A 13,778-nucleotide genomic window follows, 5' to 3' on the forward strand; every position below is an offset into this window, starting at 1 on the left:
AACTATGCCGCCAGGTAAGTCTCTATAAGTAAACCTTTTCACTATAAGCTGTATTTTCGTCAGGTTATTAGCCAACAGACAAGCCTTTAAGACCATCAAGTAACGATTTGATCTGTAATACCTCAAATTCACATTTTGCAGCTTGATAGACGGGGCCGCCAGGAGCAAAAAGGAGTTCTTCAAATTTGACGCTGGTTTGAATAGCTGGTAACCCATTCATATGACCACATTCGAGTGCACTTTTAATAGCACTATTATGGAATAGAGAGAATAACACCTCATCCCCATAATAAAAGTGCTTATAAATAGCACTAAAACCATCACCGGATTTATGTTCCATAACTTCTGAAATATTGCAAGGTTCAAGATACCCGAGTAATTGGATGACCTTCTCAAATACTTGAATATACTGGCTAGAATCTGTCTTTTCAAAAAGTTTATCGATGGCAATTAGACTTTTTTTAACTGAATCCAAGCGCATTATGATTCTTGACAAAGTTTCCTGAGCTTTTTTGTTTGTTGCGTCTATTTCACTGCTTGTCTGGTTAGACACTACTCTCTGTTCAAGTGACGTGCTGGTGCTGGCAACGGCTCCCAACCTCTGACATGAGTGATCGGGATCAATCCTGTTTACAGCATGACTCAATGAAGAATCAAGATTATCAGCTACCGTTGTAGTTCTGCCAAAACTGACACCCTCTGGTGTTTCCTTCTTAGGCTTTAGCGAAAATAAACCAACAATGCCGGAATTGTTATCTACATTATTCATATTTACTACCTTTTTTAGCTAGCTTCGTTCTCACTTAGCAAGAGCATTAAAAAAATGACTTAATAGTTTTGAGTTAATTTTGGAACGAAGGTTCATAACATTGAAGTCAGTGCAATTAACAAACCTGCGAATAAGGCATGATCTATTCGATGATTTTATATTTACGGTAAGTCAGGCCACTTTCAGACAGTTACTTGTCATTTTGTAGTATTTTGGCGCTCCCAGACCTCTTCCGGGCGAGGCTTTCGGCGAAGGTAGACTGTCCCTTTTTTACTGACAGAGCTATCGAGATCCTTGCTCCGCCTATTGCTGATTGCAATAGCCAAATCTCTGAGTGGCAGCGTATTGTTAGAAGAACATCATTTTCAGGAATGCCTCAATGACCAGAGCTCCAACAAACTGTTTTAGCTGTTATTGCAGGGTCATTGATTTTACCCCGCAGCTGTCTTTGATTTACTCACCCTATTCAACTTTGAGTACTGTGCAAACCATATCAAACAAAACGAGTAAGCTGTAGCTCACTATAAACTGCCTTTTCGCTCAGGTTATTCGTGGACAGGTAAACCTTTAAGACCATCAAGTAACGATTTGATCTGCAATACCTCAAATTCACATTTTGCAGCTTGATAACCGGGGCCACCAGGAGCAAAATAGAGTTCATCAAATAAGGCGCTGGTTTCAACAACTCTAGCTCCCAGCTTCACAGGATTACGTGTATCACCAGGACTGACAGTATTCTGCAATAAAGAGAATAACATCTGACCCCTATAATAAACATTAAAATCAACAGTACTAAAAAAATCATCACCGATTTTAACAGAACCTGCCCCAACATTAAATCTTACAACTACTGAAATCTTGCAAGGTTCAAGATGCTGAAGTAATTGGATGATATTCTCTAATACTTGGATATCCCGAGTATGGGCTTTATTTCTACAATATTCATCCTCGGCAATTATTTTTGTTTTAAAATCATCTAAGTGATTTATAATTTTTGACACAGCCATCTGGGGTCTTTTTTTTGCTGCGACTATTTCGGTGCTCACCTGGTTAGATACTACTCTCTGTTCTAGCAACGTGCTGGTGCTGGCAAGAGTTCCCAACCTCTGGCTTGAGTGACCAGTATCACTTCCGTTTACAAAATGGCTCAATGAAGAATCAACTTTGTCAGCTGCCATTGTGGTTCTGCCGAAGCTGACACCCTTTGGTGTTTCCTCCTTAGGCTTTAGTGAAAATAAACCAACAATTCCGGAATTATTATCTGCTTTATTCATATTTAATACCTCTTTAGTTAGCTTCATTCCCACTTAGTAAGAACATTTAAGATTGATTCAATAGTTTAGAGTTGGTTTTGGCACAAAAGTTCATGACATTGAAGTCATTGCAATTGAATAACCTGCGAATAAGACCTGATCTATTCGATGATTTTATATTTACGGTAAGGCGACTTTACAGGTAGTTCCTTGTCATTTTGTAGTATTTTGAGTCTCCCAGCCCTCTTCTGAGGGTGTCGCAAAACTCTCTCCGGCGTGGGAACGCGTTGACTCCCGTCATTGCAAGCTTCATTCTCGTCATTCCCGGCTTCATTCTCGTCATTCCCGCGAAGGCGGGAATCCACACTGACTCTCCACCAGAACCATACTGCCCGGTGTCCCCCTGGCCTTGTCATCCCCGAGAAGGCAGAGATCCACCATTGGCGCTGGATTCCCGCCTTCGCGGGAATGACGACTTCAGAGCGTGAGAACGAGCTGTTGAAGTTTTGCGACACCCTCGATTGGGCGAGGCTTTCGGCAAAGGTAGTAAGTAGACTGCCCCTCTTTTACTGGCAGAGCCATCGAGATCCTTGCTCCGCCTATTGCTGATTGCAATAGCCAAATCTCTGAGCGACAGCGTATTGTTAGAAGAAGATCATTTTCAGAAATGCCTCAATGACCAGCTCCCAGCAGGCTGTTTTCAGCTGTTGGTGCGGGGTCATCAATTATACCCGGCAGATGTCCGCTCACCCTGTCCAGCTTTAAGTACTGTGCGAGCCATATCAAACAGAATGGTAAAATATAGCTCACAAAAAGCTGCTTTTTCGTCAGGTTATTAGCGAACGGACAAGCCGATAAAATCAGCTGCTCTGAAGTCTCTCAAAATCACTTTTTGCAGCCTGATAACCAGGAGCACCAGGAGCACCAGGAGCAAAATAGAGTTCATCAAATAAGGCGCTGGTTTCAATAACTTCAGCTCCCTTCTTTAAAGAATAACCTTTACCACAAGGCATGAAAACATTATGGTGTAAAGAGAATAATACCTCAGACCCATAATAAAAATTAAAATCAGTAGTACAAAAAGAATGATCACCGAATTTAACAAAGCATGTGGAATCACAGCATTCTGCAAATTCTGAAATATTACCAGGTTCAAGATGCCCAAGTAATTGGATTACATTCTCAAATACTTGGATATCTGGGTTATGAGCTGTATTTCTACAATATTTATCCTTGGCAATTAGTCTTTCTTTCATACCATCCAAGTGATCTATGATTGCCGACACATTCTCCTGAGCTTTTGTTTTTGCTGCGTCTATTTCGGTGTTCGTCTGGTTAGACACTACTCTCTGTCCAAGTGACGTGCTGGTGCTGGCAATAGTTTCCAACCTCTGGCTTGAGTGATCGGTGCCACTTCCGTTTACAACATGGCTCAATGAAGAATCAACTTTGTCAGCTGCCATTGTGGTTCTGCCGAAGCTGACACCCTTTGGTATTTCTTCCTTAGGCTTTTGCGAAAATAAACCAACAATTCCGGAATTCTTATCGACGTTATTCATATTTAATACCTCTTTAGTTAGTTTCGTTCTCACTTAGCAAGAACATTTGAGATTGATTCAATAGTTTAGAGTTGGTTTTGGAACGAAGGTTCATAACATTGAAGTCAGTGCAATTAACAAAGCTATGAATAAGGGCTGATCTGTTCGGTGATTTTATATTTACGGTAAATCAGCCCACTTTTCAGACTGTTGCTTGTCATTTTGTAGTATTTTGACGCTCCCGGCCCACTTCTGGGCGAGGCTTTTCAGCGAAAGTGATAAACTGAACTCTTTTTTACTGACAGAGCTATCGAGACCCATGCTCCGCCTGTTGCTGATTGCAGTAGCCAAATCTCTGAGCGGTAGCGTGCTGTCAGAAGAACCTTATTTTCAGGAGTGCCTCAATGACCAGTGTCCAACGACGTTCGTGGCTCAGTAGTTGGCTGTGATTTTAAAAAAGAGACCAATAACAATGTGCTGACGGATCAACATATCCAGCAGATTATGGCGTTCTTCGACAGCAAGGACGATGTGGAGCATGTCGCAAAGTCGGTCAGCCTTGAGACGATCGCTGACAATGACTACAACCTGTCGGTCAGCAGTTATGTAGAAGCCAGGGATACCCGGGAGAAGGTTGATATTACCCAGGTGAATGCTGAGCTGAAAACACGGTTGGCAAAATAAATCAACTACGCTCGGAGATTGATGCCATTGTGGCTGAGTTAGAAGGTACAGAGGTTAAGGCATGAGAAAAGACAACAAAAAATTCGTCCGCAACTCCACTGCGGAGTTTCTGATTTTTACAGCCCAGTCCGAAACGCAGAGCATTGAAGCTCGTTATGAAGATGAAACCATCTGGCTGTCACAAAAACTCATCGCGCAACTCTTTGGGGTTGATGTGCGAACAGTGAATGAACATTTGAAAAATATCTTCCAAATGGGCGAATTACAAGAAAATTCAGTTATCCGGAATTTCCGGATAACTGCCACAGATGGCAAAAAGTATAATACCAAGCACTACAATCTGGACACGATCATTTCTGTGGGCTATCGGGTGAACTCTGTGCGTGCTACTCAGTTTCGCCAATGGGCTACCCAAGCCCTGAGAGACTTTGCCATCAGGGGTTATGTCATCGATAAAGAGCGTATGGAAAATGGCTCCTTTCTCGGGGAAGACTACTTTGAGAGACTGCTGGAAGAAATCCGCGAGATCCGCCTCAGCGAACGCAGATTTTATCAGAAAATAACTGATATTTACTCGACCAGCATCGATTACAACAAGGATGCTCCTATCACCCGAGAATTTTTTTCAAAGGTTCAGAATAAACTTCATTACGCAATTCATGGCCACACTGCAGCTGAACTGATCAAAGAACGCGCAAATAGCGAAAAAGCAAATATGGGGTTAACCAGCTGGAAAAACTCACCCGATGGCAAAGTCCTGAAAACTGATGTCTCTGTTGCGAAAAACTATCTTAGTAAAGAGGAGATGGATGGATTGAGCCGAATCGTCAACGCCTACCTTGAACTGGCGGAAGCACGTGCCCTGAGAAAGATGCCCATGACCATGGAGGACTGGGCCAAAAGACTGGACCAGTTCCTCGAATTCGATGACCGTGAGATCCTGCACAACTCTGGAACAGTATGCAAAGGACTGGGCAGAAAGTGAATTTGAAAAGTACCGCATTGTTCAAGACCGTCTGTTTGAAAGTGACTTCGACAAAGAGATAAAAAAAATAGAAGCCTCCCAAAAAAAATGGAGGCAAGCCATGATTCCGGCCAATAAATTAAACATCACCGACCAAATAGAACTGGCCAAAGCAGAAGAAAAGCTCAGCAAGCAAAAAGCCAAACAGCTCTCGGATTCTGGTGATATCAATGGATAAATTCGACACCCTGACCCACTCCATCACCGAAGGCTTACCCCGAGAAATTGAGCTGCGCCAAAAGCAGTACGAATACTACCGTGACCTGCTGCTAAGCTTCCCAAAGCCAGAAGAGAGGGCAGCCTGACATGAGCCATAAAAACCTGAGCCTGCAAGACCAAACCACCAAATTCCTGCTTTATACCGCTCCCGGTGGAGATGTAAAGGCAGAGAGGTCCTGCTGAACAATGAGACCCTATGGCTAACCCAGAAGCGTATGGCTGAACTGTTTGGCGTGGGTGTTCCAGCTATTTCCAGGCATCTGGAGAATATCTACTCCAGTGGCGAATTGGATCAAAAAGCAACTATTTCCATTTTGGAAACAGTTCAACAGGGAGGGTAAGCGGGAGGTAAAACGCAAGCTCGAGTACTACAACCTGGATGCCGTCATTTCCGTAGGCTAACCCAAGCCACACAGTTCCGCATTTGGGCGATAGCCTTAATCAAGGAATACATCATCAAGGACTTTGCCATGGATGATGAACGTTTAAAAAATGGTCGGTATTTTGGTAAGGATTACTTTAAAGAGCTGCTGGAGCGGGTGCGTTCCATCCATGCCAGTGAGCGGCGTATTTACCAGCAGATTACCGATATCTTTGCCGAGTGCAGTATCGACTATCATCCCAAATCAGACACCACTCGTTTGTTTTATGCCCATGTGCAAGACAAATTTCATTTTGCTATTACCGGTCATACGGCAGCGGAAATCATCGCTTTAAAAGCCGATGCCGACCAACCGCTGATGGGCACTAATGACCTTATTTAAACAAACGTGCGTGTTTGAAAGTCAGGTTTTAACCACATTCTCTGTTAGAATCGTGCCTATTGGCACCCAATGCGTACTTCAATGCACAAAGCTCCGCGTGATCGGCACTCTGGCAGAACAGTTCAATGGAAGCGCCTGACATAACACCTTAGGAGGTTCGGCCTTGTCATTGCCGAAAAAAATCATCACCCTGTTTGCCAGACAATCAGAAGCTCTGTCCCTTCGCCAACAACTATTGTTGCTGTTTGGCGTGCTTTTCACAGCCCTGACTCTGTCTACCGGCTTTCTGGTCAGCAGCGAGCTGGAGTCTGCCAGCCGTCATCAGGCTGACTCCATCGGAAGCCTGCTGAGTGCCCAGACAGCCAGTGCGGCCACCGATATGCTGGTCACAGGAGACAGGCTCAGTCTCAACGTATTGCTGGGACAGCTGGTGCAAAACCCTTACGTGGCCAAGGCCGCCATATACAGCATTGATAATCGTGAAATAGCCTCTTCAGAGAGCGATGAGGTCGGTGAGAAGGGTGAAACTTATTCGTCACCGATACACTATCAGGACGTAATTGCAGGCTATGTCCGCCTGCAACTGGACAGTGAGTTACTGACCCGAAATTCCGGCGATGCTCTGACACTGATCATTACGATCAGCATCATTCTCCTGATCAGTGGATTGTTGTTGCTCTCCTTTTTCGCCTCCAATATCACTTCCCGACTTAAGCTTATTGAAAGGCAGTTGCATTCTATTCTGCAATCCCCGGCCAATCCGGTCTCCTTTAGAAATGAAGTACTTCGACTCTCTGGTTTTGTGGAAAAACAACTGACTGAAAAACTGATGGACTCCATTGAGCCGGAACCCGAGGAAGAGGAAAAAGAGGAAATCTCGGCCATTATCAGTGTCCGCAATAAAAACCTGTCCCGATTGCGGCAACTGCTGGCCCCCCACGATCTGATGAACATTATTGAGACTCAGAGCGAAGCGCTCAGGTGTGCCACTCAACATTACCAGGGCGAGTTAAGTTACACACCAGATGGCACCGGGTATATTCACTTTTCCAGTCTGGAAAGTGCTTCTTTTGCCATGGATGCCCTGAGTTGTGCCCTGTTAATACAAAGTCTTAACAGGGTGGTTGGCGAGCAGAACATCGCTTCGCTGGAGATGGGATTGGGTATCTGTATCAGTGACGGTATCTGTGATTTCCCCGGTAGCGAGCATCCCTCACAATCCGACAATGCCGCCAGTCATGCGTTGATGCTGGCGAGTCTTCCTGACTCGGAAGGTATTCACATGTTTCGTGATCAGCTCAACTGGCTGCCAGCCGGAGAGCCCGAAATAAAACTCAGTGAACAGGGCGAAGATATTGTGGAGGTCACCGGTTTACCTGCAGAACAGCAGCAAGCCATTGCACAGGAGGCTTATTCCATCAGCCGGGAGCTGGAGCGATAGTCAACGCCTACTGTTTTCTTCGCTCATAGCTGTTTAGAATCTACTCAGGAGGGTGGTCAATGACTCTAAACCGATTTCAAAATGGCAGTCAATGGTTTTAAAGGCCGATTTTCATCTGCACACACGCGCAGATAAAGAATTCAGCTATAAGGGTGAAGATAATGATTATCTTAATCAATATATAGAAGCCCTGCTGGTTGCAGACATTGGTCTTGGAGTCATTACCAACCACAACAAATTTGATCTGAATGAATTCAAAGCTCTGCGCAAAAAAGCCAAAAAGTCCGGCATTGGTTTATTGCCGGGTATTGAGCTGTCAGTCAAAGATGGGCAATCAGGTGTACATACTCTGGTCGTATTTTCTGATGAGTGGTTTAACAACAAGGAGCAAACTAACCATATACAAAGTTTCTTAAGCCTGACGTTTGCGGGTATTGCCAACTTTGAAGATGAAAATGCTCGCTCTAACCATGACTTGGTAGACACTGTTCGGGAATTGGATAAATTCCAAAAAGACTATTTTTTGGTTTTTGCTCATGTCGAAGCACCCAATGGTTTGTGGGGTGGACTATCACCCGGGCGTGTTAAAGAATTATTTGATACTACTGCTGTTCAGCACAGAGCCCTGGCTTTCCAGAAGGTTCGGTCCCGCGATACTCGAGATAAGATGAAGCAAGCATTGGGTAAGCTCTATCCAGCGGAAGTCGAAGGAAGTGATGATAAGCAGCTGGCGGATATGTCCGCCAGAAAAGAGTCCTGTTTTTTAAAGCTGGGGGCTTTTAGTTTTGAAGCAGTCAAGTGCCCTCTGGGACAAGGAAGCCAGGGTTCGCCCTGTGCAACCAGGATACACTCACTCATATATCCGGAAAGTCAGCTTTGAAGGTGCTGGCACCTTGGGTGGTACAGAGATATTTCTTTCTCCTGAACTGAATACTTTGATAGGCATTCGAGGTAGTGGGAAGTCATCCATTCTTGAAGGAATTCGTTATGCGCTGAACATTTCCTTTGGAGCAAAAGCATCCGATATTGATTACAAGGAAGGACTGGTTAAGCACCTGTTACATAGTGGTGGAAAAATCACTATTGATGCCATCGACCGTCGCGGACAGCCCTACCAAGTTCGCAGAATTCTAGGTGAAAGACCCGATGTTTTTGTTAACGGGCAATTACAACCGGGAGTCTCTATCCGGGAAACCGTCCTCCATCAGCCTATCTATTTTGGTCAAAAAGATCTTTCCAGTACTGGAGCAGGATTTGAAAAAGATCTGATAGAAAAACTGGTAGGTGATGCTCTCGTACCCGTGCGTGAAAAAATTAAACAGGGTCAACACAATGTGCTGGATGCAATTCACCAGATCAAGAGGCTTAACCGGGCGGTATCTCAAAAACAGGAGTGGACACAAAAACAACAAGATGCTCAGTTTCAACTGAAATTTTATCAGCAGCACGGTGTGGAAACCAAACTACAAAAACAGATTGATTTTGACCGTGATGAACGAAAAGCACAACAAGTTATTGTTGGTGCTGATAATTACTTATCTGAATTGAACCGTTTTATAGCCGACTTTGAAGATGAGCTTAAAAATCAGACTCTGTATAAGTCACCACAGAACCAACCGTTTTTTGATGACTTTTTTACTAGCTATCAAAACCTGTTAACTGGCTTTGATGGCATAAAGCAGGTAGTTACCGATAGTCAGGCTACGTTGCAACAATTACGAGAAAAACTTTCCGGCTTTAGTCAGCAAAAACTATCTCTGAAAGAAGAGTTTGCAGAAATAGAACGAAAGCTTGCGGGAGAACTCAAGCAAGCTGGTGCACAGGCCATTAGTCCACAGGAGTTTAAAAAACTAAAATCTTTGCTGGATCAGGCAGAGCAAATGCTCCAAGTGTTAGCCAAGAGTGAGCAACAATACAGCGATCTTGGTGAAACTCTTGGGAAGGAGCTGGACGGCCTGGATAAATTATGGTCAGAGGAATATCGTGCCATCAAACAGATCCTCGATAAGATCAACCTTGTTGACTCACCTTTGAAAATTCGATCCGATTTCAAAGCCAATAAAGCCGCCATGCTTGAGCACATTCAGGGCTTGTTCCGTGGGAGTCGTATTCATGAGATAACGCTGCAAAGCGTTGTTGATGAGTTTAAGGATTTTGGCGCTATGTGGCGCGAAAAAGATAAACTGAAATCCATTCTGGGTGGCTCGTTTGATAGGTTCTGGCAGTACTTTGAAGATAAATTAGATAGCTTACTTACCTGGCAGGTGCCTAATACTTACACCATTGAATATCACAATAAGCCTTTGGCTCACCACTCTTTAGGTCAGAGGGCTTCTGCGCTCATGCTCTTTGTTCTAAGCCAGCGAGAAAACGACGTTGTTATCATAGATCAGCCAGAAGACGATCTCGATAACCAAACTATCTATGATGATGTCATCAAGTTAATACAGGAGTTAAAACCAAAAACTCAGTTTATCTTTGCAACTCACAACGCAAACATACCCGTATTGGGGGACGCCGAACTGGTCATTGCCTGCGAATACCTCGATGATAAAGTCCAGCCCAATAGCGGAAGTATTGACTGCTGCAACATACAGCAACGAATTGTTAGCGTCATGGAAGGTGGAACAGAAACCTTTGAGAAACGTAAACAGGTATACGAAGCATGGAAACCGCAGAACTCTTAGGCATTATTGCCAATGGTGAAGATTCCAGACACCAGTTTAAAGCAACTATAAACAACGTTAATTCGTTGGCATTAGAAATGGCCGCTTTTAGCAACTCAAAGGGCGGTCATATTATTATTGGCGTCAATGATGATGGCACAATAACAGGGCTCTCTGATGCTCAGTTACGAAAAATAAATCAAGATATTGCCAATGCGGCAACAAACAACGTAAAGCCAGCAATCAACCCAATTACCCAAAACTTTTCCCTTCCTGGTGGAAGGGTATTGGTATTAATTGTAGCGGCCGGTTTAGTCAAACCCTACATGGACTCAAATGGTTACATTTGGGTAAAAAACGGTTCTGATAAGAGAAGAGTCACAGCCCGCGAGGAGCTTCAGCGGATGTTTCAGGAAGCAGGGTTGGTACATGCTGATGAATCATCGGTGCAAAACTCTTTTACAACTGAGATTGATGAAGAATTTTTTGATACTTTCTTTGAACGAGAATACGGAGAGTCTGCAGATAAACAGCACATTTCTCGTTCACAGTTATTAGAAAACATGAATCTTGCAAAAGATGACTTGCTGAATATTGCAGGTACATTACTGTTTTCCACTCGCCCACAAGTTCGACTGCCTGTTTTCATTGTCAAAGCGGTTGCCTTCCCTGGAAAAAATATTGAGGACACTCAATATATTGATAGTCAGGATGTTAAGGGCAAACTAACCGATATTTTTCAGCAGTCTCTGGGGTTTGTGCTGTCGAACATCAAGCACATTCAAAAAGATCAAGGGTTTAACTCCATTGGTGAGCCTGAAATACCACGTATTGTTCTTGAAGAACTCATCGCCAATGCGTTAATACACAGAGACTACTTTATCTCGGCACCTGTAAAATTATTGGTGTTTACTGACCGCATTGAAATTATAAGCCCAGGACATCTGCCGAATAACCTGACGGTAGAGAACATAAAAATGGGCAACTCTAATGTTCGCAACCCCGTCCTTGCATCATTTGCCCCCAGATTGCTGCCATACCGAGGTCTTGGTAGTGGCATCAAGCGAGCAATCAAAGCCTACCCAGATATAGATTTTATTGATGATCGAGACTCAAATATCTTCAAGGTAACTATTTTTCGTAAAGGGTGCTGAATACTTACGGAGAGATCATGAAGTCCAATCTAGCCATAGTTAAAACAGCGATAGCGATAGCTATTAGTTTGAGTTTATACGCCTACGGCAGCGGTAATTACTCACAAAACACGACGCAGACGACAACGCTTGCTCCAACTCCTATATCTGAAAACCAACAAACTCTGGCTATGGTGTTTCCAAAATACACGACTGTGTTTGGTATTAAAGTTCGGGGCACAGAAAAAGTACCCGATGAAAAGCTGCTTCATGCTGCGAAAATCCTGGCTGAATACCTCGATAACAATGACGATGGCCTTATCGACAATCAGCAAGTGGTAGATATGTTAGTTGCACAAAAAGCCACTTTGGCAATGATAGCTGACGATTCCGAACTACAGCCTGTAAGGGATAAAGTCGGAAATAAAAAGAAACTACCCAATCTGCAAGACCTGAAAGCAAGCGAAACACACCCAAATGGCGCGGACAGAGGTGTATTTGATGGCGCCCTCGAAGAAGTACTGCATTTGATCACCCATCTTGGCTACAGCAAAATTTATCCTGAAGTGTTTGGCGAGCGACACGGTTCATTGATTGCCGATGCCATGGACAAAGCTCGTGGTGGTCGGTTTGATACAATCCCGGACAGTTACCCTAAACACGCCTGGTTCACTTATGAGGATGAAAGCTGTAACTACAGTTGCATGATCACTGAATATACTTATTTTGCACTGACTTCGATGCTCGGCGGTCAAGAGTTTCCCGGTCGATTGGAAAAAATCCAAAATGAATGGACGTTAAACACCAGAGCTAAAGTACAATCAGGTGACCCTGATGTTTACAAAATTCTGACTAATCGGGCCTATTCACTGCCCAGTGTATTACCAGACGGTCAGTACAACTCGGCCCATTTCGAGATAAAAATGGGTGCTGATGAGTCAACAGTGGTCAGCACAGAAGCCCATGATTCTGCGACAAAAGCAGAACAAACGTCAGTCGTGCTGCTGGTCGCTGTAATGATCATTTTTGGAAAAGTGATGCTGTACTGACTCTAAAAATGCGGGAAGGAAAAAGTTTAATTTCTTTCCTTCTTACTATTTCAGACTCTCATCTCAATGCCATGCCTGGCCATGTAAGCTTTGGCCTGGGGAATAGAGTATTCAGCAAAGTGAAAAATACTCGCAGCCAGAACAGCATCGGCCTTACCTTCCTTCACAGCTTCAACCAGATGATCCAGATTTCCGGCACCACCCGAGGCAATAACAGGAATGTCCAGAGCATTGGATATGGCTCGGGTTACGCCAATGTCGTAACCGTTCTTTACTCCATCCTGATCCATACTGGTCAGAAGAATTTCGCCAGCTCCCAACTGTTCCATTTTCCTGGCCCACTCAATCGCATCCAGTCCGGTTGGTTTTCGGCCGCCATGGGTAAAGATCTCCCAGCGTTCAGGCTCACCTGACAGGCTGACCTTCTTGGCATCGATGGCAACAACAATACATTGGGAGCCAAAACGATCGGCAGCTTCCTGAACAAATTCAGGATTAAAGACAGCAGCCGTATTAATACTGACTTTGTCGGCACCGGCATTGAGCAGGGTACGAATATCTTCCACCTTGCGAATGCCGCCGCCTACCGTCAGAGGGATAAACACTTCGCCGGCCATACGCTCAACGGTATGAACCATGGTGTCGCGGTCTTCATGGCTGGCGGTAATATCCAGAAAGGTGATCTCATCTGCACCCTCTTCGTTATAGCGGCGAGCCACTTCAACGGGGTCACCGGCATCACGGATATCAAGAAACTGGACGCCTTTCACTACTCTGCCATTGTCAACATCCAGACAGGGAATAATTCTTTTCGCTAAGCCCATTGAGCGGCCTCTCTATTTTTTGCAATAAACCGATTAAAGACTCAGTTGACCAGACGTAGGCATACCGGATATCGGTACTCATCTCCCCGACTGGCTTTCATGCTGGCCCGGATCACAAAAATCAGGGCAAAAACCACCGCAAACGGAATCAGGGGAAGAAAGAGCAGCCCGATCAGAACAGCATTCAGTAATCCCCAGATGGCAATCACCAGAGTCACCGTGATCTGGAAATTCAGAGACTCTTTGGCATGATGGGCAATAAACATAGACTGATCTTTTTTCTGATACCAGATCAGAAAAGGGATCAACAGGTTCGTGCCTGGCAGGACACAGCCAAACAAGGTCAGAATATGGGAGAAAACAGCCCAATTCTTCTCATTGGAATCGGGCTTTTTCATAAATGGTTGCAAAGCG

At 44.3% G+C, this 13,778-nt stretch carries 15 protein-coding genes and 2 pseudogenes; 12 read left to right on the top strand and 5 right to left on the bottom strand.

Translation table 11 applies throughout. The features are described from left to right. Positions 1–67 precede the first annotated feature (67 nt). Together ACO6V5_RS18775 and ACO6V5_RS18780 are read right to left on the bottom strand one after the other, a co-directional pair. Entirely contained in the window at positions 68–769 is a 702-nt protein-coding gene (locus tag ACO6V5_RS18775) for a hypothetical protein (protein WP_422139498.1), read from the bottom strand. A 545-nt stretch (positions 770–1,314) separates the two neighbouring features. Then, positions 1,315–2,043 (bottom strand): hypothetical protein, encoded by a 729-nt coding sequence (locus ACO6V5_RS18780; RefSeq protein ID WP_422136255.1) that lies wholly within the window; start codon positions 2,041–2,043, stop codon positions 1,315–1,317. 266 nt (positions 2,044–2,309) lie between these two features. Between ACO6V5_RS18780 and ACO6V5_RS18785 the strand changes: the two genes are divergently transcribed. After that, positions 2,310–2,510 carry a hypothetical protein gene (locus tag ACO6V5_RS18785; RefSeq protein ID WP_422442055.1) on the top strand — a complete coding sequence of 67 codons (201 nt, stop codon included), beginning with the start codon at positions 2,310–2,312 and terminating at the stop codon, positions 2,508–2,510. A 372-nt stretch (positions 2,511–2,882) separates the two neighbouring features. Here the strand turns inward: ACO6V5_RS18785 and ACO6V5_RS18790 are convergent, their stop codons facing one another. After that, entirely contained in the window at positions 2,883–3,581 is a 699-nt protein-coding gene (locus tag ACO6V5_RS18790; RefSeq protein WP_422411936.1) for a hypothetical protein, read from the bottom strand. A 390-nt stretch (positions 3,582–3,971) separates the two neighbouring features. Here ACO6V5_RS18790 and ACO6V5_RS18795 point away from each other — a divergent pair, with 390 nt between their 5' ends. The 11 genes and pseudogenes from ACO6V5_RS18795 to ACO6V5_RS18845 all read left to right on the top strand — a co-directional run bounded on the left by ACO6V5_RS18795 (position 3,972) and on the right by ACO6V5_RS18845 (position 12,540). Continuing rightward, positions 3,972–4,244 (top strand): N-6 DNA methylase, encoded by a 273-nt coding sequence (locus tag ACO6V5_RS18795; RefSeq protein ID WP_422411934.1) that lies wholly within the window; start codon positions 3,972–3,974, stop codon positions 4,242–4,244. Positions 4,245–4,305: 61 nt separating this feature from the next. Continuing rightward, entirely contained in the window at positions 4,306–5,229 is a 924-nt protein-coding gene (locus ACO6V5_RS18800) for a virulence RhuM family protein (protein ID WP_422139494.1), read from the top strand. A gap of 100 nt (positions 5,230–5,329) precedes the next feature. Further along, positions 5,330–5,440 (top strand): annotated as a pseudogene (locus ACO6V5_RS18805) (cell filamentation protein Fic); the annotation flags it as partial. Then, positions 5,439–5,573: a hypothetical protein gene (locus ACO6V5_RS18810; protein WP_422139493.1), complete on the top strand. Its 135-nt coding sequence runs from the start codon at positions 5,439–5,441 to the stop codon at positions 5,571–5,573. The pseudogene ACO6V5_RS18805 and the gene ACO6V5_RS18810, both read left to right, overlap by 2 nt. Before the next feature lie 129 nt (positions 5,574–5,702). Continuing rightward, positions 5,703–5,828, top strand: coding sequence for a hypothetical protein (locus tag ACO6V5_RS18815; protein WP_422136249.1), 126 nt, complete (start codon positions 5,703–5,705; stop codon positions 5,826–5,828). 72 nt (positions 5,829–5,900) lie between these two features. After that, positions 5,901–6,251 (top strand): annotated as a pseudogene (gene rhuM, locus ACO6V5_RS18820) (RhuM family protein); the annotation flags it as partial. Positions 6,252–6,414: 163 nt separating this feature from the next. Further along, positions 6,415–7,692, top strand: a complete 1,278-nt coding sequence (locus ACO6V5_RS18825) for an AhpA/YtjB family protein (protein ID WP_422136248.1) — start codon at positions 6,415–6,417, stop codon at positions 7,690–7,692. 91 nt (positions 7,693–7,783) lie between these two features. Continuing rightward, positions 7,784–8,572 carry a hypothetical protein gene (locus tag ACO6V5_RS18830; RefSeq protein WP_422411931.1) on the top strand — a complete coding sequence of 263 codons (789 nt, stop codon included), beginning with the start codon at positions 7,784–7,786 and terminating at the stop codon, positions 8,570–8,572. Then, a complete protein-coding gene (locus tag ACO6V5_RS18835; protein WP_422411944.1) occupies positions 8,526–10,379 on the top strand; it encodes a TrlF family AAA-like ATPase in 1,854 nt (617 codons plus the stop codon). Before ACO6V5_RS18830 ends, ACO6V5_RS18835 begins: the two co-directional genes overlap by 47 nt. Next, entirely contained in the window at positions 10,358–11,512 is a 1,155-nt protein-coding gene (locus tag ACO6V5_RS18840) for an RNA-binding domain-containing protein (protein WP_422411929.1), read from the top strand. The genes ACO6V5_RS18835 and ACO6V5_RS18840 overlap by 22 nt, the downstream gene beginning before the upstream one ends. 17 nt (positions 11,513–11,529) lie before the next feature. Next, complete coding sequence (locus tag ACO6V5_RS18845; RefSeq protein ID WP_422136245.1) at positions 11,530–12,540, top strand: hypothetical protein; 1,011 nt, start codon at positions 11,530–11,532, stop codon at positions 12,538–12,540. Positions 12,541–12,590: 50 nt separating this feature from the next. Here the strand turns inward: ACO6V5_RS18845 and hisF are convergent, their stop codons facing one another. Next, complete coding sequence (gene hisF, locus ACO6V5_RS18850) at positions 12,591–13,364, bottom strand: imidazole glycerol phosphate synthase subunit HisF (protein ID WP_422411927.1); 774 nt, start codon at positions 13,362–13,364, stop codon at positions 12,591–12,593. A 41-nt stretch (positions 13,365–13,405) separates the two neighbouring features. Further along, positions 13,406–13,762, bottom strand: coding sequence for a DUF4870 domain-containing protein (locus ACO6V5_RS18855; RefSeq protein ID WP_422136243.1), 357 nt, complete (start codon positions 13,760–13,762; stop codon positions 13,406–13,408). Between the last annotated feature and the right edge of the window lie 16 nt (positions 13,763–13,778).

The sequence above is a fragment of the Endozoicomonas sp. ALD068 genome (genome assembly GCF_049310145.1).
GTDB lineage: Bacteria > Pseudomonadota > Gammaproteobacteria > Pseudomonadales > Endozoicomonadaceae > Endozoicomonas_A.

Coding starts and splice junctions, on each gene's coding strand:
- ACO6V5_RS18775 (WP_422139498.1), bottom strand. CDS start 769: ATGAATAATGTAGATAACAATTCCGGCATTGTTGGTTTATTTTCGCTA.
- ACO6V5_RS18780 (WP_422136255.1), bottom strand. CDS start 2,043: ATGAATAAAGCAGATAATAATTCCGGAATTGTTGGTTTATTTTCACTA.
- ACO6V5_RS18790 (WP_422411936.1), bottom strand. CDS start 3,581: ATGAATAACGTCGATAAGAATTCCGGAATTGTTGGTTTATTTTCGCAA.
- ACO6V5_RS18800 (WP_422139494.1), top strand. CDS start 4,306: ATGAGAAAAGACAACAAAAAATTCGTCCGCAACTCCACTGCGGAGTTT.
- ACO6V5_RS18810 (WP_422139493.1), top strand. CDS start 5,439: ATGGATAAATTCGACACCCTGACCCACTCCATCACCGAAGGCTTACCC.
- ACO6V5_RS18815 (WP_422136249.1), top strand. CDS start 5,703: ATGGCTGAACTGTTTGGCGTGGGTGTTCCAGCTATTTCCAGGCATCTG.
- ACO6V5_RS18830 (WP_422411931.1), top strand. CDS start 7,784: ATGGTTTTAAAGGCCGATTTTCATCTGCACACACGCGCAGATAAAGAA.
- ACO6V5_RS18840 (WP_422411929.1), top strand. CDS start 10,358: ATGGAAACCGCAGAACTCTTAGGCATTATTGCCAATGGTGAAGATTCC.
- ACO6V5_RS18845 (WP_422136245.1), top strand. CDS start 11,530: ATGAAGTCCAATCTAGCCATAGTTAAAACAGCGATAGCGATAGCTATT.
- hisF (WP_422411927.1), bottom strand. CDS start 13,364: ATGGGCTTAGCGAAAAGAATTATTCCCTGTCTGGATGTTGACAATGGC.
- ACO6V5_RS18855 (WP_422136243.1), bottom strand. CDS start 13,762: ATGAAAAAGCCCGATTCCAATGAGAAGAATTGGGCTGTTTTCTCCCAT.